The 18,557-nt window shown below is 36.5% G+C and carries 19 protein-coding genes and 1 pseudogene; 12 read left to right on the top strand and 8 right to left on the bottom strand.

Annotation, left to right across the window (positions count from 1 at the left end; genetic code table 11):
* Positions 1–95 precede the first annotated feature (95 nt).
* Complete coding sequence (efp, locus tag CP352_RS05815) at positions 96–671, top strand: elongation factor P (protein ID WP_005723909.1); 576 nt, start codon at positions 96–98, stop codon at positions 669–671.
* A gap of 46 nt (positions 672–717) precedes the next feature.
* Here efp and CP352_RS05820 read toward each other — a convergent pair whose 3' ends face one another.
* Together CP352_RS05820 and CP352_RS05825 are read right to left on the bottom strand one after the other, a co-directional pair.
* Positions 718–1,305: a PepSY domain-containing protein gene (locus tag CP352_RS05820; RefSeq protein ID WP_023488332.1), complete on the bottom strand. Its 588-nt coding sequence runs from the start codon at positions 1,303–1,305 to the stop codon at positions 718–720.
* 126 nt (positions 1,306–1,431) lie between these two features.
* Positions 1,432–1,827: a DUF1304 domain-containing protein gene (locus tag CP352_RS05825; protein WP_013086828.1), complete on the bottom strand. Its 396-nt coding sequence runs from the start codon at positions 1,825–1,827 to the stop codon at positions 1,432–1,434.
* A 174-nt stretch (positions 1,828–2,001) separates the two neighbouring features.
* Here CP352_RS05825 and CP352_RS05830 point away from each other — a divergent pair.
* The 5 genes and pseudogenes from CP352_RS05830 (at position 2,002) to CP352_RS05850 (ending at position 8,194) form a co-directional block, all read left to right on the top strand.
* A pseudogene (locus CP352_RS05830) lies at positions 2,002–3,407 on the top strand (ISLre2 family transposase).
* A 325-nt stretch (positions 3,408–3,732) separates the two neighbouring features.
* On the top strand, positions 3,733–5,379 hold the full coding sequence (locus CP352_RS05835) for a peptide ABC transporter substrate-binding protein (RefSeq protein WP_089143344.1): 1,647 nt from the start codon (positions 3,733–3,735) through the stop codon (positions 5,377–5,379).
* Positions 5,380–5,498: 119 nt separating this feature from the next.
* Positions 5,499–7,118, top strand: a complete 1,620-nt coding sequence (locus CP352_RS05840; protein ID WP_089143345.1) for an ABC transporter ATP-binding protein — start codon at positions 5,499–5,501, stop codon at positions 7,116–7,118.
* Positions 7,119–7,214: 96 nt separating this feature from the next.
* On the top strand, positions 7,215–7,670 hold the full coding sequence (locus tag CP352_RS05845) for a MarR family winged helix-turn-helix transcriptional regulator (RefSeq protein WP_089143346.1): 456 nt from the start codon (positions 7,215–7,217) through the stop codon (positions 7,668–7,670).
* Positions 7,670–8,194 (top strand): GNAT family N-acetyltransferase, encoded by a 525-nt coding sequence (locus tag CP352_RS05850; protein ID WP_057726739.1) that lies wholly within the window; start codon positions 7,670–7,672, stop codon positions 8,192–8,194. Before CP352_RS05845 ends, CP352_RS05850 begins: the two co-directional genes overlap by 1 nt.
* Before the next feature lie 61 nt (positions 8,195–8,255).
* On the opposite strand, the gene CP352_RS05855 is transcribed toward CP352_RS05850, so the two are convergent.
* The 5 genes from CP352_RS05855 to CP352_RS05875 form a co-directional block, all read right to left on the bottom strand.
* The gene (locus CP352_RS05855; protein ID WP_089150780.1) at positions 8,256–8,867 is read right to left on the bottom strand and encodes a PepSY domain-containing protein; all 612 of its coding nucleotides are present in this window, start codon (positions 8,865–8,867) and stop codon (positions 8,256–8,258) included.
* 17 nt (positions 8,868–8,884) lie between these two features.
* A complete protein-coding gene (locus CP352_RS05860; RefSeq protein WP_013086824.1) occupies positions 8,885–9,433 on the bottom strand; it encodes a PepSY domain-containing protein in 549 nt (182 codons plus the stop codon).
* Positions 9,434–9,551: 118 nt separating this feature from the next.
* The gene (locus CP352_RS05865; RefSeq protein WP_179210821.1) at positions 9,552–10,886 is read right to left on the bottom strand and encodes a cell wall metabolism sensor histidine kinase WalK; all 1,335 of its coding nucleotides are present in this window, start codon (positions 10,884–10,886) and stop codon (positions 9,552–9,554) included.
* A complete protein-coding gene (locus tag CP352_RS05870) occupies positions 10,873–11,592 on the bottom strand; it encodes a response regulator transcription factor (protein ID WP_089143348.1) in 720 nt (239 codons plus the stop codon). The genes CP352_RS05865 and CP352_RS05870 overlap by 14 nt, the downstream gene beginning before the upstream one ends.
* A 57-nt stretch (positions 11,593–11,649) precedes the next feature.
* Positions 11,650–12,567 (bottom strand): prolyl aminopeptidase, encoded by a 918-nt coding sequence (locus CP352_RS05875; protein ID WP_005722412.1) that lies wholly within the window; start codon positions 12,565–12,567, stop codon positions 11,650–11,652.
* 121 nt (positions 12,568–12,688) lie between these two features.
* Between CP352_RS05875 and CP352_RS05880 the strand changes: the two genes are divergently transcribed.
* Both CP352_RS05880 and CP352_RS05885 read left to right on the top strand, forming a co-directional pair.
* Positions 12,689–14,293 (top strand): ABC transporter ATP-binding protein, encoded by a 1,605-nt coding sequence (locus CP352_RS05880; protein WP_089150782.1) that lies wholly within the window; start codon positions 12,689–12,691, stop codon positions 14,291–14,293.
* Positions 14,294–14,441: 148 nt separating this feature from the next.
* The gene (locus tag CP352_RS05885; RefSeq protein WP_089147261.1) at positions 14,442–15,182 is read left to right on the top strand and encodes a PAS domain-containing protein; all 741 of its coding nucleotides are present in this window, start codon (positions 14,442–14,444) and stop codon (positions 15,180–15,182) included.
* 43 nt (positions 15,183–15,225) lie between these two features.
* Here the strand turns inward: CP352_RS05885 and CP352_RS05890 are convergent, their stop codons facing one another.
* Positions 15,226–15,537 carry a hypothetical protein gene (locus tag CP352_RS05890; protein ID WP_061205181.1) on the bottom strand — a complete coding sequence of 104 codons (312 nt, stop codon included), beginning with the start codon at positions 15,535–15,537 and terminating at the stop codon, positions 15,226–15,228.
* Positions 15,538–15,791: 254 nt separating this feature from the next.
* On the opposite strand from CP352_RS05890, the gene pnuC reads away from it, so the two are divergent.
* The 4 genes from pnuC (at position 15,792) to CP352_RS05910 (ending at position 18,555) form a co-directional block, all read left to right on the top strand.
* Complete coding sequence (gene pnuC / locus CP352_RS05895; RefSeq protein WP_013086814.1) at positions 15,792–16,532, top strand: nicotinamide riboside transporter PnuC; 741 nt, start codon at positions 15,792–15,794, stop codon at positions 16,530–16,532.
* 103 nt (positions 16,533–16,635) lie between these two features.
* The gene (locus CP352_RS05900) at positions 16,636–17,085 is read left to right on the top strand and encodes a DUF3290 domain-containing protein (protein ID WP_023488319.1); all 450 of its coding nucleotides are present in this window, start codon (positions 16,636–16,638) and stop codon (positions 17,083–17,085) included.
* Positions 17,085–17,732, top strand: coding sequence for a DUF421 domain-containing protein (locus CP352_RS05905; protein WP_061205182.1), 648 nt, complete (start codon positions 17,085–17,087; stop codon positions 17,730–17,732). The genes CP352_RS05900 and CP352_RS05905 overlap by 1 nt, the downstream gene beginning before the upstream one ends.
* Before the next feature lies 1 nt (position 17,733).
* The gene (locus CP352_RS05910; protein WP_005726588.1) at positions 17,734–18,555 is read left to right on the top strand and encodes a hypothetical protein; all 822 of its coding nucleotides are present in this window, start codon (positions 17,734–17,736) and stop codon (positions 18,553–18,555) included.
* Positions 18,556–18,557: the final 2 nt, after the last annotated feature.

Consider the following 18,557-nt stretch of genomic DNA (forward strand, 5'->3'; position numbering starts at 1 on the left):
ATACGATTTATTTACTGTTGATAAAAAAATTTGCTTTGCCTCCAGCGTGTTTAGACTAGTCGAAAGGTAAGTTTAAATTAAAGGGAGAAGAAATAATGGTACAAGCAATTAATTTGAAAAAAGGTATGATTTTTAGCCAAGATGGCAAATTGATCAAAGTTTTAAAGGCTAACCACCATAAGCCAGGTAAGGGTAATACCGTTATGCAAATGGATTTGCGTGACGTTAAGAGTGGTGCAGTTGTCCACAAGACCATGCGTCCAACTGAAAAGGTAGACTTAGTTGAAGTAACTAAGAAAAAGGCTCAATACCTTTACGGCGAAGGTGATACTTATACTTTCATGGATACTGATACTTATGATCAATATGAAGTTTCAGCTGATCAATTGGGTGATGACGTTAAGTTCTTGATGCCTAACATTATGGTTGATATGGACTTTACAGATGATAACAAGATTATCGGTATTGAATTGCCATCAACTGTTGAAATGACCGTTAAGGAAACACAACCAGAGATTAAGGGTGCAACTGTAGCTGGTGGTGGTAAACCTGCTACTATGGAAACTGGCTTAGTTGTGCAAGTTCCTGATTTTATCAAGAATGGCGAAAAGCTAATTATTGGTACTGAAAACGGTGATTACAAGTCACGTGCAGATAGTCAACCTAGATAAAAGATAAGAAAATAATCCTCAACTTGTGCATAAGTTGGGGATTATTTTAGATTACAGCCTTTGTTCTAGCATTAATTTTTACGGTATGTTTGTGTTCACCGTGGATCATTTTAACTTTCCAAATTGAGTGATTATTGTCATCAGTTAACTCCCATGAAATTGGTGTCCCTCCACTAAATTCTTTTAGGGCAATTTCATTAGCTTCTTGGCGTGAAATTGTCTTTTTTAGGTTCAAGGACGCATCTTTTTCGTAGTCATAGTCAAGCACCTGCGTAGATTGACCTAGGATTTTGTTATTAGTTGCGTCAACCTGAATAGTGCAGTCTTTACGGTCATCATAACCCACTATGTCATAAACATAGATATCTTTACTTAAACTAAGCGTGATCGATTTGACTACTGCATGTGTATATAATGATTTGAATTTCTGGACGGCGGAATCCTGTGAGAGATTAATCTGTGGCAAGTTATTGCTAGAATAGCTGATCGTTTCCGGCTTAGCTGCTAAATTAGTAGTTCGAATGGTAAAGTTACTTACTTTTGACGACTGATTATTTAGATAGATCGTTGTCCCAATTATTCCAACAAGTAACCCAGTGATAATGCTGCTGGTAATGATAAAAAATTTTCTCATGAATTCCACCTCGTTGTTATGTTCTATATGTTTACTGATATTATATATTACATAACCGCAAAGTGACAGTTTATCACTAGGTGTTTTAAATTTTCTTATGGCTTTTGGTACAAAAATGCAATATTTTTAAACAAAAAGAAAAATTAATGCTAAAAGCGCGGGTAGCATTTGTACTAGGAAGATTTTTTTAGTTGCAGTGAATCCGCCATAAATTGCTACTATGACAATCAAACTTAGAATTAATTTCCATACGTTAAAAAGAATAGGGATAGGAAAAATAAAGAAAGCAACGATCAAAATTACACCCAACATCCCATTGTAGATACCTTGGTTAGCTAGTGAAACTTGAGCAGCTTCTTGTTTAACAAAATTGATATCCATGTCGAAAGCCTTAGCTTGTTGTTCAGGTTTACCAAACATTTCTAAGAAACAGATACCGATATGCTCAATAGCCACGATAAATGTTAGGATTGTTCCAATAAGTGTGAAAAGAGTGTAAGGACCATATTTTATAATTTCCATAAAAATTCCTCCAAATATTTTTCTATAATTATACAATAGCTAAGTGTAAAATAGTTTGCGGTGACGCTTAGTTACAAATTAAAAAGGAGCCAAATCCAATTTAGGACTTGACTCCAAAACAAAAAGACCAGTAGTCTGATGTTAAGCAAAAAATACATTAGAAGCTGGTCTTTTATGAACTCAATTGTAACTGAAATCGTAGGTATTTTAAAGTCTGAAACTAATATTATTAAACGTGAAAGAGCTTTGGCAGTCTTCTTTCTCAATTTGATTAGGAACTTAATGGCCTTAGCCTTGGAACAAGTCGATCAAGAGCTAAGCGAATCAATGAAGAATCAGGGCTACCAGATTGAAAAGAAGAATCAACGTTCAATCAATATGGCTTTTGGTGAAGTAACCTATGCTAGAAGAAGATATGTAAAAGCTGGTACGGAAAGCCGCTATCCGTTAGATGAATTGATGGGCTTTGATAAATATAAGCATTACAGTGTTTTAGCCGTCAGAAATATTTTAGAAGTAAGCAGCGCTGCCACCTATCGCAATACTGCCTTAGCTGTTAATTGCCTTTCAGGCTTTAATATTAGCCATGCTCAGTTTGGCAATCTGGTTAAAGCTGCTGGTCAAAAGATTAAAGAACAACAAGAAGCTGACAGTCGCTATGAGGCACAGACATCAAAGAAAAAAGTGCCAGTACTGTATCTGGAAGGCGATGGCGTCATGATTAAGGCACCAAAGGTCGGTTAGAGTTTCATCGCTATCAGGTTTGTGAAGGCATTCGTAATGTAACTTACAAACGCAGAGAGCGAGTTAATGCCAAGGAATTTGTATCGTTAAGCCGTTTAGATGCTTTGAATGAAGCTAAAGAATATTTAGCTAACGCTTATGATTTGACTGACACTTTGATTATTAGTAATGCCGATGGCGGAGCTGGCTACACTGAAAAAGACTTTGACGAAATTGTCAGTCGTTGTGCTAAACATGAGCACTTTTTGGATATTTTCCACCTAAACCAAAAGATTAAAGATCGTCTTTGCTTTGCCCCAGAGCTGCAGGGTAAATTGATCCATGCCTTAGAGTTTAAGTACGACCGTGGCTTAGTGAATACAATCTTGAATACCGCTGAAAGTAAACTGATTGATGAGCTAGATACTGCGCAAAACCATGAGCATCTGGCCCGACTTCGCAGCTATATCGATCGCCGCTGGAGCGATATCAAACCGTTCGAAATGCGCAATTTGAAGGCTGCTAAAGCAATCGGTACCTGTGAGAGCAATCACCGCAAGTACACTTATCGGGTTAAGGGACAAGGCAAATATTGGTCTAAAGCTGGCGCAGAAGGCATGCTCAGAATCTTAACCTGCATCAAGAATCATGACTTAGAGCAATGGCTCAACAGCGACTTTGAGACAGGCAGGCTGATCAGTTTGGACCGCAAGAAATTACAGGCAGCAGCTAGAGATAGCTTAAAGCGACGCCATGAAACGCATATTGGAATTAAACACGGAGGGTTAACAACAGAAGTTGCTGGCGGAAGTTATTTAAGTAAATTCAATCGAATGTTAAACCACATAAATTATTAAGAAATCAAGGTCAGACTAATGGTTTTTAGGCTACCGCAAAAACATTGACACTTACATACAATAGATTTTTGTTGACAATCGTGATCGAATAAATTATGATTATTCTTATCAAAAGTAAGAAGGAGGATGAATCACATGTTTAAGCGTCAAATGCAATGTCAATACACTGAATGTTGTTGTACAAACAGCATTTGTTTGACATGCTCTGATGTGGTGATTCATCTTAAGACTATTACTGATTAACTAGTTAAAAAGTTGTGGTTCTTAATGGGATGTATTCCGTGTTGGAGTACATCCCATTTTTTTGTTTGAGAAAGGAAAATTTATGTCGAAACTAAAGGGAGTTTTAGCAGGAGTCGTTACTATTTCATTAGGAATGCTTCTTGCAGCATGTGGTAATGGCAATAGCAGTAGTAAGTCGGCAGCTCAAAGTGGCACTTTAAATTTAAGCACCACAGCTCCATTAGATACTATTGATATCAGTAAGTCTACCGGATTTGGTCAAACTGGCAATGTATTCGAAAGTTTTTATCGTCTTGGTAAAAATGGTAAGCCAACAGCCGGCTTAGCTAAAACTGGGACCGTATCTAAAGATGGTAAGACCTGGACGTTTAAGATACGTGATTCTAAGTGGTCCAATGGTGATCCGATTGTAGCGCAGGACTTTGTTTATTCTTGGAGAAGAAGCTTGAATCCTAAGACCGCTTCTCCGTATGCCTATCTTTTTAGTGGCGTGAAGAATGCTGACGCAATCATTGCAGGAAAGAAATCACCTAATGCATTAGGAATTTCTGCACCGGATAAAAAGACAGTAGTGGTTAAGTTAAATCGCCCGATCGCTTACTTTAGAGTATTGATGGCTTATCCACTATTTGGGCCGCAAAACGAAAAAGTTGTGAAAAAGTATGGCAATAGATATGCAACCGAAGCTCAATACCAAGTCTACTCAGGTCCTTTCAAGATTAAAGGATGGAACGGAACTAATGACACCTGGTCATTTGTTAAAAATAATGATTACTGGGATAAAAAATCAGTTAAGTTGAACAAGATCCATTATCAAGTGGTTAAGTCCAACAATACTGGTTATCAGATGTATCAACAAGGTAAGCTGGATTTAACTCCGCTTTCAAGTGAGCAAGTTAAGAACTTAAAGAGTAATAATGACTTTACTCAATATCCATATTCACTTGTTAGATTCTTACTTTACAATTTTAAAGACAAAAATCAGATTAATCGTGTAGCTTTAAACAATAAAAATATTCGTTTAGCTTTATCACTTTCAATTGATCGCGATGTTGTAACCAAAAAAGTTTTAGGCAATGGTTCAACTTTGCCAACAGGTTTTGTGGCAAATGACTTAGCTTCAAATCCTAAAACAGGTATAGATTTTGCTAAAGAACAAGCAGTGAAAAATACAGTTGATTATAATCCAGCTCTAGCCAAGAAATATTGGCAAAAGGGATTACAGGAGATTGGCCAAAAGAGTTTGACTTTTGATGTTTTATCTTCAAATGATGAAACAGACAGTGATCAATTGACCCAATATTTGCAGTCACAATGGACCAAAGAATTGAAGGGAATCAAGATAAATATTACCAATATTCCTGATAAATCAACCACCAGTCGAGCACAGCAAGGCAACTTTGACATTTATCTATCACATTGGGGCGGCGACTTTAACGATCCAATGACCTTTATGCAAATTCCAATGACTGGCACTTCATATAATTATGGTAAGTGGTCTAATTCTACATACGATAATTTGGTTAAAAAAGCTGGTAATCAAGATGCCAATAATCCTGAAAAACGCTGGAATGATCTGGTTTCGGCAGCTAAGATCGTAAACGGCAATCAGGCAATTACACCAATATATCAACAAACAACTGCATATTTACAAAATAAGCGTGTTCACGGCCTTATTCATAATACTGCTGGTACGCAATGGTCATATAAGTATGCTTATGTAGATTAATAAAAAGGGAGCAATCCCTTTTTATTTTTGCAGTAATTTAAGTAAAATATTAAAAAATATTGAATAAATGCATAAATAGAGTATTATTAACTTAATTATTTTTAATATAAGGAGAATCGATGGAATTACTGCAATATTTTAAAAAACTAAAGTGGGAATTTTTATTTGTTACATTTTTAATAGTCATTAATGCAGGCTTTTTGACACTAGCCGGAATATCTAGCGCAAATGCTTTAAGTGCAGTTGCCAAATTAAAAGCTGAGCGTTTTTTCATGTGGGTTGCTTTAATGGGCGGTGCCTATATTTTTTACGCGATTATCAACTGTCTAGTTAATGTTGAGCAAACCCGTTTGGCACAAAATGTGGATAAATTAATTAGAAACGATATTGCGCAAGATCTATCACAGACGAGTTATTCAGGCTTTCATCAACAAACGGTAGCTACTTACAATTCTTGGCTGACCAATGACATTACAACCATTAATAACTTTGGTGTCGAGGATTTCATGATGATCATTAGACAAATCAGTGAAATTGTTTTCGGTATGCTCACTTTGGCGTACTTCAATGTCAGTCTTGTGGTCACTGTGATTATTTTGACAATTATTATGGGAGTGGTTCCCAATTTGTTTTCTAAAATTTTGGCCAAAAGGTCATTAGAATATACCCATGCCAATGAACGTTTGGTTAATTCAATTAATGATGTGTTGAATGGCTTCAATACCTTATTTCTTGCCAATTTACCGCAAACAATCGTCAAAAAGATCAATGGCGCTTCTGATGATGTTAAAAAACATGCGCTAAATTATAGTAAAACAGCCGGGATAACTCAGGCGATTACCAATGGTCTAGCCTTTATCAGTCAAGTTATCATTTTAGGGCAAACAGGCTGGTTGATTTTGCATCAATTAACGCCAGTCGGGACCATCAGTGGGGCACAATTTTTTGCCAGTACAATTTTCGCTGAATTAAGTGGGATTAGTTTTAATTGGCAAGAATTCAAATCAGTTAAACCAATTATAGAAAAATTTAAGACTATACCGCTTAAAACTGTTGATGGAGCTTTGCCTGCTGATTTTAAACTAAGCAATCTAGAATTGGATAAAGTTTCTTATCAGTATTCTGGACAAGATAAGCCTATCTTTGAGAATTTGAATTTAAATTTTAAACTGAAAAATAAATATATTCTGATGGGGGACTCTGCTGCAGGAAAATCAACTCTGCTGAATTTGATTTCTGGCTTACTTAGAGATTATCAGGGGAAAATTGAAATTTCTGATGTGGAATATAACCAGATTTCAGATAAGGATTTGCATGATCAGATTACATATTTGCAGCAAGATCCATATATTTTTACTGCTTCTCTAGGGTGGAATTTAACTTTGGGACGCCAAGTTTCAAAAGCAAAAATTTCTGAAGTGATCAAAGAATGTGGATTAGAGGATCTAATTGTTAAGTTGCCTGATGGCATGGATACTGTTTTAGCTGACCAAGGTAAACAGTTGTCCGGTGGGCAAAAACAGCGTGTTGCTTTTGCACGTGCATTGCTGCGTGATACACCAATTTATCTGTTAGATGAAGCTACTTCTGCCTTAGACAAAGCTTCTAGCGTACAATTAGAAAGATTGATTTTGACGCAAAAAGATAAAACCGTAATTATGGTAACTCACCACTTAAGAGATGAAGTTAAGCAGTTAGCTGATCAGGTAGTAGATCTAAATGAACTAAAGAAAAATTGATGAATTAACTAAAGGGAGCGATCCCTTTTTTAGTTTTTATATTTTATTGTTGCAATTACAACAAAATTTAATATAATAATTTCTAAGGTGAAAAAAATGAAAGAAGATATTTTACGTCAAATTGGCACAATTGCTCGGGCACTTGATTCGATTGCTAACATTGAATTTAAAGAAATGCAATTAAATCGGGGACAATATTTATATCTGGTGCGGATTAAGGAAAATCCAGGGATTATCTCGGATCATTTAGCTGGGATGCTTAATGTTGACCGGACAACGACAGCCCGCAGCATTAAAAAGCTAGAGCAAAATCAACTAATTAAGAAAGAAAACGATGCAGAGAATAAAAAGATTAAGCATCTGTTTGTGACTGATTTAGGTAAGCGACTAGCAATAAAAATTGAAAAAGAAAATACTTACTCAAATGAACTAGTTTTATCAGGATTAAGTTTAAAGCAAAGAGCGGAATTAGCTGCTTTACTAAAGGTTGTAGAAGACAATGCCAGCGAAAACTGGCGCTTTGTTAAAAATGGTGGAAAGAGGGAATATTGATGGATTATACAATTAAGCCTATTACTACAAGTGATGTTGAAAAATTACAGAAAGTTTCACGTGAAACTTTTAAGGCGACTTTTGATCCTTACACTGCACCAAATGATATGGCACGCTTTTTGGAAGAAGATTATGAAACAGTAAAGTTAGTCAAAGAAATTGAAAATCCGAATAGTCGTTTTTACTTTTTAATGGTGCAGAATGAAATAGCAGGCTATTTGAAAATCAATGTTGGGGATGCACAGACAGAACATTTGCGTGAGAATGCCTTAGAGGTGGAACGAATTTATTTGCGTTCTAGTTTTCAACATCGCGGCTTAGGAAATGTGTTGCTTGATTTTGCGGAAAAAACGGCGCGTGAAGAAGGTAAGGATTATATGTGGTTGGGTGTTTATGAAAAAAATGTGCCAGCACAGCATTTTTATAAGCGGCATGGTTTTAGTAAAGTGAGTCAACACACTTTCCAAGTGGGGAGTGACCCACAAACTGATTGGCTGTTAGTGAAGAAATTGACCAGAAATTAAACATACGAAAAGGCACAACTTGAAGAATAATGTTGTGCCTTTTTCTATGTGTTCTTATTCGTTAATCATCGTGTTCAGTTAAAATAATCTCCCTAGTATGGGCGTTGATTTTAACGTCTGTTTCTTGATGACCATTTTTAACTGTAACTTCCCAGTATGTTTTACCGGTATCTTCATCTTGTTCTAGTTTCCATTCCTCACTAGTACCTTTAACGTGTTCTTCTGCAATGCGGCTAGCGTCGTCACGGCTAATGGCACCTCTGAGGGCCAAGGCCTTTTGATTGCGATCATCATGATCTAATTTTTCTGAATGAACGTGGCCAATTTGACCAGTTTCTGCATTGATATTAACAGAGTATTCATTGGTTGAATCGAATCCCTCGATTTCGTAAAGGTAATGATTACCTTCACGACTTAATTCAATACTTTTAAGCTGCTTACCACTAAATTGTTTTTGAAATTTGTCAATGGCTTCTTGTTGGCTGATATTGATCTGAATATTATCTTTTCGAGATTGTTTGCTCACTGCTGACTCAGAATTGTGTGTAACTTTTGAGGAAGTAACACTTTTTTGAGTAGTCGTCGCAGTGTCGTTTTGCTTAGAACAAGCTACTACTGTTGTTAATAAAGTTGCGCTTAGTAGTGCGACACTTGTAAGTTTAGTAAATTTCATTCTATGTCCTCTCGTAATTAATCACGGTCAACACTAATTACTTTTTTAGTAATTGCGTTAACCTTAACTTCACTTTTTTGACCATTCTTACTGATGGTTACTTCCCAGACATGCTTTGAACCTTCCCGGTCTAATGACCATTCAACTGCCTTTCCAGCTACTCTTTTTTGAGCAATTTTAGTAGCAGTAGAGCGAGAAATTGTCTTGCTTAAGCTTAAAGCCTTTTTGCCACGTTCATCGCGATCTAATTTTTCGGAATGCGATGAGATAGTTTTGCCAGTTGAAGCATTGATTTTCATTTCATATTCCTTGCTTGAAGTGAAACCTTCAATGTCGTAAACGTAGCGACCATTTTCTTTATCTAAACTGATTGATTCAATCTTGGCAGTCTTGAACTTTGCCTTAAACTTTTTAACAGCTGTATTTTGTGAAACCTTAATTTTGCTTGAAACAGCTTGCACAACATTAGTTTCGTTAGCTAAATTTATTGTAGCAATTGCGGCAGTTCCTAAGCCGAGTAATGCTGCACCGGTAATAGTAATTTTCTTTAAGTTAATAGTCTTCATAAAAAATTCTCCTCTAAAATCGTTAATAATTTTTGTTTTGCTTTACTTGATATATTTATCTTACTAGGTAAGCGGCTTAAAAAAACTAAGATTTAATAGAGTTTAAATGAAGATTTCTTCATTTTTCTAGTGGAAGAGAAACTGTGAAGACTGTTCCTTGAGGAGCGTTATCTGTAACTTTAATTTTTCCATTATACTTATCAACTTCAGCTTTGACAATTGCCAAGCCTAGGCCAGATCCTTTAATTTTACTCGAATGAGAAGTGTCTTCACGATAAAAACGTTGAAATATTTTTTCGCGATTTTTCGCGGCAATACCGATGCCGTGATCTGCTACTTGAAAGAGTATTTGATTTTCTTTTTGAGTTAATGAGATGTTAATATCGCTATGTTCAGGCGAATATTTAGCAGCGTTTTCCACTAAATTATGCACAATGTTTCTAAAATCTGTTGGATTGATGAGGAAAAATAGTTCTTGCGGCATGTCAGTGTGTATTTTATGTGGATAAACTGCTTGAATTTCAGCGGTTATTTCATTAATAATTTTCACCAAATTAGTTTGCGTTAAATTTGTATTTCTCTCTATTCTGCCTAAAGCGAGTAGGTCATTAATTAAGCCTTCCATCTTTTTGGATTCAACGTCAATATAATCTAATGATTTGGGGATGATTTCAGGTTTATCTTTTCCATGTCGTCTGATTAGGTTAACATGACCGCGAATTGCAGCGATCGGAGTTTTTAGTTCATGCGAGGCATCACTAACAAATTGTTGTTCCCGCTGTAAAGCCTTATTTTGAAAAGTAAGCAAATTATTAAATGATTTAGCAAGCTGTTTAATTTCAAGTGGTTGATTAGGAACTGTAATTTTAGTTGTAGCCCCATCTTTTTGAATATCTTGAATTTCACTATTCATTGTTTGAATTGGACGGCTCCATTTATGTGATAAACGTCGAATAAGTGGGATACTAATCAAAATAGCGGCTAAGTTAATAATTAACATTGTGCAAAATAGCCAAATAATTAAATGAAATAACCTATCAATGTTTAGAGCAACATTGATTTTAAAATTATGCTTTTGCTCATCTTTTAAAAAGTAAATGTGCTTGTTTGAATAAACTAAATTTTGATAGTGTCTCTGCTCGTTAATATACTTAAAAGTTTCATGCGCATCTTCAGAGTAGTAAGTTTTGCCATGTGGCGTAGTCAGAGTAATCGCATCGCTGTCTTGCTTGGCTAAATATGCGTCTAGCATTGCCGACCAATCATATTGTGAATCTAGATTATCTTTAACAGCTCTAACAACCTGCTCACTTTGTCGTTCAGCTTGATAATAGATGTAAGCAGAAGAAATAATTAAGAAAGCTACATTGACTAATATTAAAATAGCTACAAATAGCTTTACGAATAAGTATGTTAATTGTTGGGTAGTTGATTTAGGATCAGCTTTTTTCATGATTATCATCTAATTTTCTCAAACAATAGCCCAAGCCGCGCATGGTTTTGATGATTTTCTTATAGGGCTCGCCTATTTTATTGCGAATAGTTCGAATATAGACGTCGACAGTGTTGGTTTGACCAACGAAGTCATATCCCCAGACTGTATCAAGTAATTCATCACGACTTTTAACTTGCTCAGGATCACGCATCAACTCAGTGATTAAAGCAAATTCCTTAGGAGTAAGATAAATTTGCTCGGTGTCACAGTAAAATTCATGCTTAAGCAGATCAATTTTTAATGGGCCAAATTCTAGGGAAGTATCAGGGACGTCATTTTGCTGCCGCATTTTTTCCAGTCTTCGCAAGACTACCCGAATTCGTGCCAGCAATTCCTCGATTTCAAATGGTTTGGTGAGGTAGTCGTCTAGTCCCTGATCAAGAGCAGAGCTTATATCAGAGGCAGAATTTTTGGCGGTAAGCATAATAATAGGGACATCACTTTGCTTGCGGATTCGCCGCAGGACAGTCATGCCATCATATACTGGCAACATCCAATCAAGCAAAATTAAAGTTGGCTTTTCTTGAGTAAAAAGGTCTAATGCTTTTTTGCCGTCTTCAGCCCAAACAACTTGGTAATCCTCAAATTCTAATTCAGTTTTGACGAAGCTAGCGACGCTTTCTTCATCCTCAACTAGCAGAATTTTGACATCTTTTTCATCCATATCATTTTCCTTAAAAATAAAAGGCCGGAAATCGATTCCAGCCTGAATATCTGTTAATTAATTTTCGCCCTTAAATGTACCATTTTCTACTTCACGAATAAAGTCAGCTAAGTGCTTATAATATACGTCAGGGTTGTCAACCATGTGGTGGTGACCACCGTCAGGTGTAGTTACTAAGCGTGAGTTAGGAATCTTCTTTTGCATAATCTTAGCAGTTGAAATTGGCATAGTTTCGTTTTCACCAAAGGTTAATAGGGTTGGCACCTTGATCTTGTGTAATTGATCTCTGAAATGCCAGTCTTTTAATTTACCAGTAATTACGAATTCATTGTCGCCTTGGAAAGCGTTGTAAACAGCGGTTCCACCAATGTCTTTTAAGTGGTAAAGCTTAGATGGTTGCTTTCGGTCAACGAAATTAATGTTTAAAATTTGTACGTCATCTTGATAGCGTTGATTATCATAGTCGTTGTTCTTTTCACATTCGTGCATGAAGTCGATTTCGGTTTGTGGTAAAACTTCTTGGCGTCTTCTGTTAACTGAAGCAACGTACTCATCGATTTCATCAACCATTGAGGAGATAATTGCACCTTTCAAGTGTTGACCATATTTAACGGCGTATTCTTGAACTAATAGACCACCCCAGCTTTGACCGATTAAATAAATGTTATCAAGTCCTAACTTTTCACGGACTTCGTCAACCTCATCTAAGAAATATTCGTAGGTTAAATATTTCTTGGCAATTTCAGGATCAGAGTAGTCAGGCTGATCTGAATAAAGCGAACCAAGCTGATCGTACATAGTAACTTGCACGTTCAAGCCTTGCTTTTTCAATTGTTCTGCAGTGTCTTCCCAATATTCGTGATTGCCGCCAGGACCACCATGCAAAGCTAGAAGATGAATGTCGCCTTCACCTTGGGTGTTGGTCCATAAGTGATAACCGTTGTCTAAAGTAATAATTTTAGTACCAGTCTTCATTAAAAGTTCCTTTCTGCTTTTCATTAAAAATTAAAATGATTACTCTAATTATCGTATCTAATTGAGAAAAAGACAAGCTAGCGGGTATAATGTTTCTAACGGGATAGAAAAGGAGAAATTAATGAGCCTGAAGTACGCTAAAAAAAGCCAAATTATTAGCTATACCATTTTGGCCGCAATCAAGGCCTGCAACATCGTCTTTGTAGCTTATATGGTACAAATTATGTTGAATGTTGCTTCGTCAGGATCGCATGATTATCTGCATTTGATTCGCCTGGCTGCTTTGACTGCCTTAGGTCAGATGTGTTTTATGGCCAGTAACTTTGTCTATGAAACGGTAAAGATGGGCATTATTCGTGACGTGAATATGACCTTTAAGCGCGCTAACTTGCGTTATTTGGTTGATCAAGGTGAGCCTGATATCAAGAGCGGTTTATCACTGATGACCAACGATTTAAAACAGATTGAAACTAATCGGATAACGGCACAATTGGATATGATTTTCCAAGGTTTGTCGTTTTTCGGGGCAATTACTTTTGCTTTTTATAGTTCATGGCAGATGACCCTAGTATTTTTGATTGCTACGCTTGCGCCAGCATTAGTTCAAATGATTACTAGTCCTATCATTACACGTAAGTCCAAGATTTGGGCAACGACTAACGCTAACTATACGCAAAATGTGTCCGATTCATTAAATGGGGCACAGGCTACCAAGCTTTATAACGTGCGCACCAACATCGTTACACGAGCAGCTGGTGCGGCCCAGGCAATGGAGAACGCTCTGCGTAATATGACATTGACTCAAGCTTGGGCACTAGAATTAATTTATTCAGCTGCTGAATTGTTTTGCTTCATCGTACCATGTACTATTGGCGGTATTATGATGATGCAGGGAAATTTAAAGGTGGGTACATTAGTAATGATGGTCGATTTGGCCTTGAACTTTATCACGCCAATCGTGACTCTTTTTAACGAATTTAACCAAGTCAAGTCGACTGTGCCAATGTGGGAAAAGACCCAGCGCGCTTTGCATCACGTGCTGAAAGATGATAAGCAGAAGATCGATCATTTTGATGGTATGGAGGTTGAACAACTATCTTATGTTACAGGTAGTGATCACAAACGCATCTTTGAGAATGTGAACTTAACAGTTAAGCCGGGTGAAAAAGTTCTATTGATGGCGCCAAGTGGTTGGGGCAAGACCACCTTGCTTCGCTTGCTATTAGGTTTGAGAAAGCCCAAAGATGGTAAAATTTTGATTAATGGTACGGATGTAACGGGAAATTGGGATGCTGCCCACAATTATTTTTCCTATGTTAATCAAAAGCCATTCATGTTTGATGATACATTGCGTTTCAACATTACGTTAGGACGTAAAGTGAGTGACGAGCATTTGAAAGAAGTTATTCATGAGGCTGGTCTAGATGAATTGGTAAAGGAACAGGGTCTAGACAAGGCTGTAGGTGAAAACGGTAGTGGCTTGTCGGGTGGACAAATCCAAAGAGTAGAAATTGCCCGTGCGCTTTTATCAGATCGGCCGATTTTGCTAGCTGATGAAGCGACAAGTGCACTTGACCCGAACTTGTCGTTAGGCATTCATAAGACGCTGTTGAAGAATCCACGTATTGCTGTTATTGAGGTGGCTCATAAGATTTCACCAGAAGAAAAAGCGATGTTTGACGTGATCATTCATTTGGACACTCATACAATTGAGACAAAGATGTAAAGAGTTGATCGTTGATCAGCTCTTTTTATATAAAATAATATATAATTTAGCTAGCGAAAATATTTTATAAAATATATTAAAATCGTTGAACTGAAACCACTTACATCATATAATTAGGTTAACAGAGTTCATACGAGGAGGTTTTACTATGGCTGAACCAAAATGGCTTAAAGATATGAATGCCGATGAATACTTAAAAGAAGATTTCGATGCAAAGGGCAAGTCTAAATATACAGTTGAGGGAATTGATAAAAATGATCCTGATTGGTTAGATAAAGCCGCTAAGAAAGTCCACGCTGCAGAAGGCGACGACTACGTTAAGCTTGATAGTGGTTTGTTAACTGTTAATCAAATTAACTGGATGCTGCAAAATACTATTGGTGAAATGACTTTTGTTGACAGCAACAACCAATTCTTGTGGTACAACCGTCCTAAGGATCCAAATGCTAAGATGAAGGCTAAGCGTACACCAGAACAAGTTGGTGACACTATGAAGGCAATTCACCCAGACGTTCGTGACGTTATTCCTAACGCTAAGAAGGTTGTACATGCGTTACGCACTAAGGAAAGTGGACACGATGATGTTTACATGCCTGTTCCTACTGGTAATTTGAAGGAATTGGTTTTGCACTACTACAAGCGTGTTGAAGATGACGAAGGCAATTATGCTGGTATTTATGAATGGGTACAAGATTTATATCCACTTGTTAAGTACTTCTGCGAAACTACGGGCCAAAAGTTGGTTGTAGATGATGACGCAACAACTGGTGCAACTTATCGTAGAAATTCTGATCCAGACGCCGCAACTGGTGCATCAACTAAAGCTGCAGAAGTTAAAGAAGAAAAGCACGAAGAACCAGATACTACAACTGGTGCTTCGCAACATTAATATCAATTGCAATTAAAAAAGTGACTCAATCGAGTCGCCTTTTTTAATTAGATAATCTGACTGCGATCATTATTTCATCAGGCAGATTTTCACAGGTGATATTCTCCTTAGGATAAGCAAAGTAAGGAAAAACTTCGTAATTTTCAGGAAGATGAGTGTTGATAAATCTCTTGAGCTGGTGGTGAGTGATAGTTTCATTTGCCGCCAGGTTAATTCCAGAATAAGTGCCAACCATGTTGCCTTCAGGATCGTAATAGTTGATAGGCAATTGGTAGTTTGGAGTGTTAGTTGCCTTAGTAGGAAGAATTTGTTGGAATATTTTTTGAGGAACATAAATTAGTTTGTTTTTTAGCATATATATACACCTCTATCATTTTTGTGACATAGTGTCATTTTACTAAAAAACATAGTTTTAAGCTACTTTTTAATTTTGACTACAACATATAGATATAGTTTATGCTAATAACACAATATTTGGTTGAATTCAATCTTGTATAAAATTTATCTTTCTATTAGGATAGATATCGATGTGCTTTTTTGTATAGCACGGATAAGGCACAAGATCTTGTATTTTGCGACCTAAAATAAAAAAGGGGAATGTTGAATAGGATGGAAAGAAAACACGAAAATTATTTTGTTTGGCTATTTAATCAATTGAAAGGCTGGCCAGTTCAAAATTACTGTTTATGGTTTTTTGCGTTTGGATTTCAATTAGCTTTGCTGATTCAAGGCAAAATTACAAGCGTAACTTTGATTACTTTTATTGGTACGCTTTTGGGTACACTTTGTGTATTGGCAATTAACGCTACTAAGGCAATTAATGGTTGGTTGGGGTTGATTTCAGCTGCTTGTTTTATCTATGCAGGTTGGTCAGCTAAGAATTATCTTTCCATTTTTGAACAGATTGCTTATATTGCAACTTTAGATTTACCAGTTATCATTGCCGTTAGATCATGGAATGACGATACTAAGAATCATTTGAGAAAATTTGGTTCAAAGGAATGGCTTATTGCTATTGTTGGAACTTTACTTGTTTATGTTGTATCCGGCTTTTTGATTGGTAAATTTACCAATGATCCTCGTCCTTGGATTGATGCTATTAGTTTTGCTATTTCATTAACTGCTGGGATCATGTGCTTTATGCGTTACAACAATCAATACTTTTGGTGGACTGCTAGTGGCGTCTTCCAGTTGATTCTTTGGGGCGTAACTTATGCTCAAGGTGATGCAAACTTAGCCATGGCAATTAATTCATTGATCTATGTAATTAATGATGTGTTAGCCTTCACTGTTTCACCATGGTTTAACATGGGCCGTCGCAAAGCTGGATTAAAAGAAATTCAAAAATAATTAATAATAGTGAAAAGTGAATAATTTCTAGTAAAAGTAGTACGAAAGTGCTACTTTTTTTCTGTGTTAGAATGAAAGAAAAATATGAAGGGTGAGGTAGAGCATGACCTTTTATACAATGAAATATATTCAAAATAACCAGAATACTAATCAGGCAGTATTATATGCTTTGATGTTGGTGGCGGCGTTAGCAATGATAATTTTTGCTTTGCTATATTTACATAACCGTTTTGCAACCAAGTATCGCGATTTGGGTATTATTGCCTTATTATTTTTGCTTTTGTTTGCCGGTACGCAATATGAAAAATATGTGCAACTTAATACGCAAAAATCACAGGCGATTCAAATCGTGCCATTCATCAAATCGATTGCTAAAGATGAAAATGTTTCGACTTCTGATGTTTTAGTTAGTTCAACGGTTTTAACTAATGGCATGATCGTAAGGATTGATTCTAAAAATATTGATTATCAGTTAAACCTTAATGATGATCGCAATACTTACACATTAACGCAAGCCCATGTAATTGATCATAAAGTAGAGGTAATAAAATAATGCAACTAGATTACACACAATTATTCATTAAGTTTGCTCTCGGTATCTTAACTTTAATCATTCAAATCAATGTCTTTGGTAAGTCTAATCTGGCTCCTACGACTGCATTAGATCAGTTGCAGAATTATGTTTTAGGTGGAATTATTGGTGGCTTGATTTACAATCCTAGTATTACAATTCTTCAGTTTTTCCTAGTTCTAATTGTTTGGACGTTGGTTGTTTTTATTTTGAAATTCAGCCGTGATCACAATAATTGGATTAGAGGGATTATCGATGGTAAACCTGTTCAAGTAATTAAAAATGGCAAGGTGTTAGTGGGAAACTGCATGAAAGCAGGAATCTCCGCTAATGAATTAATGTTTAAATTGCGCAGTCGAGGTATCTACTCTGTTGAAAAGATTAAGAATTGTATCTTTGAGCAAAACGGGCAATTAACTATTATTGAAAATGATGAAGCTAACATTCGTTTCCCAATAATTAGTGATGGTCAGGCTAATATTGATGTCTTAGAGTTGATTCACAAAAGCGAAGCTTGGTTAGAGCAACAAGTTGAAGAGGCAGGTTATAATAGTATCAGTGATGTTTTCTTAGGAGAATACATTAATGGACAATTACGCTTGACAGGTTATTCAAAGGGAAAGAGATAAAATGGCAGATTTAGTGACAGCAAAAAAATGGCTGAAAAATGCTAACACGGTGATCGTAACGGCTGGTAATGGCATGGCCAAAGAAGAGGGACTAGATATCCTAAGTGAAGAAGGCTTTGATGATCAATTTGGCAAAATTGCAGATAAGTATGATGTGCATACAATTGGGGATGCATTAGATAAGAGGTTTGATACTTGGAGCGAGCAATGGGCTTTTTGGAGTGAGCTAATCAACGAATATTCCTTACAATATGAGCCTAGTGAGACGATGCTTGCTCTAAAAAAGCTAATTCGTGATAAAAAATATTTTATTGCGACCAGTACATTCGGGCACTTTTTTGAAAATGCAGGCTTTAATGAAAATCGAATTTTCAATGCCTTTGGTGATTGGACTAAAATGCAGTGTTCTAGCGGGATTAATCATGGTCAAAAGGATAACCGTGAAGTAGTAGAACGCTTTATGACGGCAATTAAGAACGGCAACGTAACGGCAGATTTAGTACCAAAGTGCGAGGACTGCAATAGTCCAATGGAATTGCATATGCCGCTGAATGCTAACTTCTTCCCTGATACCGATGCTAATACGCGTTTTCGTTGGTTTCTAACGGGAGCCGAGGACAAGAATGTCGTAATTTTGGAATTAGGCGTAGATGAGACCAGTCCTCAATTACTTGATCCAATGGTAAAGCTAGTGCAGCAATTTCCTAATTGGCATTATATTGCCGCTGATTTAGCTGATGCAGATTTGCCAGCTGATCTTAAGAAACGAGCAATGGGTTTTGATAGCAATTCGCACGAGATGCTGATGAATTTGATTAAATAATT

It is taken from the genome of Lactobacillus sp. UMNPBX1 (assembly GCF_002554085.1).
GTDB lineage: Bacteria > Bacillota > Bacilli > Lactobacillales > Lactobacillaceae > Lactobacillus > Lactobacillus crispatus.

Coding starts and splice junctions, on each gene's coding strand:
- CP352_RS05825 (WP_013086828.1), bottom strand. CDS start 1,827: ATGGAAATTATAAAATATGGTCCTTACACTCTTTTCACACTTATTGGA.
- CP352_RS05900 (WP_023488319.1), top strand. CDS start 16,636: ATGACCTTTTATACAATGAAATATATTCAAAATAACCAGAATACTAAT.
- CP352_RS05860 (WP_013086824.1), bottom strand. CDS start 9,433: ATGAAGACTATTAACTTAAAGAAAATTACTATTACCGGTGCAGCATTA.
- CP352_RS05850 (WP_057726739.1), top strand. CDS start 7,670: ATGGATTATACAATTAAGCCTATTACTACAAGTGATGTTGAAAAATTA.
- CP352_RS05875 (WP_005722412.1), bottom strand. CDS start 12,567: ATGAAGACTGGTACTAAAATTATTACTTTAGACAACGGTTATCACTTA.
- efp (WP_005723909.1), top strand. CDS start 96: ATGGTACAAGCAATTAATTTGAAAAAAGGTATGATTTTTAGCCAAGAT.
- CP352_RS05840 (WP_089143345.1), top strand. CDS start 5,499: ATGGAATTACTGCAATATTTTAAAAAACTAAAGTGGGAATTTTTATTT.
- CP352_RS05855 (WP_089150780.1), bottom strand. CDS start 8,867: ATGAAATTTACTAAACTTACAAGTGTCGCACTACTAAGCGCAACTTTA.
- CP352_RS05845 (WP_089143346.1), top strand. CDS start 7,215: ATGAAAGAAGATATTTTACGTCAAATTGGCACAATTGCTCGGGCACTT.
- CP352_RS05890 (WP_061205181.1), bottom strand. CDS start 15,537: ATGCTAAAAAACAAACTAATTTATGTTCCTCAAAAAATATTCCAACAA.
- CP352_RS05865 (WP_179210821.1), bottom strand. CDS start 10,886: ATGAAAAAAGCTGATCCTAAATCAACTACCCAACAATTAACATACTTA.
- CP352_RS05870 (WP_089143348.1), bottom strand. CDS start 11,592: ATGGATGAAAAAGATGTCAAAATTCTGCTAGTTGAGGATGAAGAAAGC.
- CP352_RS05820 (WP_023488332.1), bottom strand. CDS start 1,305: ATGAGAAAATTTTTTATCATTACCAGCAGCATTATCACTGGGTTACTT.
- CP352_RS05905 (WP_061205182.1), top strand. CDS start 17,085: ATGCAACTAGATTACACACAATTATTCATTAAGTTTGCTCTCGGTATC.
- CP352_RS05910 (WP_005726588.1), top strand. CDS start 17,734: ATGGCAGATTTAGTGACAGCAAAAAAATGGCTGAAAAATGCTAACACG.
- CP352_RS05885 (WP_089147261.1), top strand. CDS start 14,442: ATGGCTGAACCAAAATGGCTTAAAGATATGAATGCCGATGAATACTTA.
- CP352_RS05835 (WP_089143344.1), top strand. CDS start 3,733: ATGTCGAAACTAAAGGGAGTTTTAGCAGGAGTCGTTACTATTTCATTA.
- pnuC (WP_013086814.1), top strand. CDS start 15,792: ATGGAAAGAAAACACGAAAATTATTTTGTTTGGCTATTTAATCAATTG.
- CP352_RS05880 (WP_089150782.1), top strand. CDS start 12,689: ATGAGCCTGAAGTACGCTAAAAAAAGCCAAATTATTAGCTATACCATT.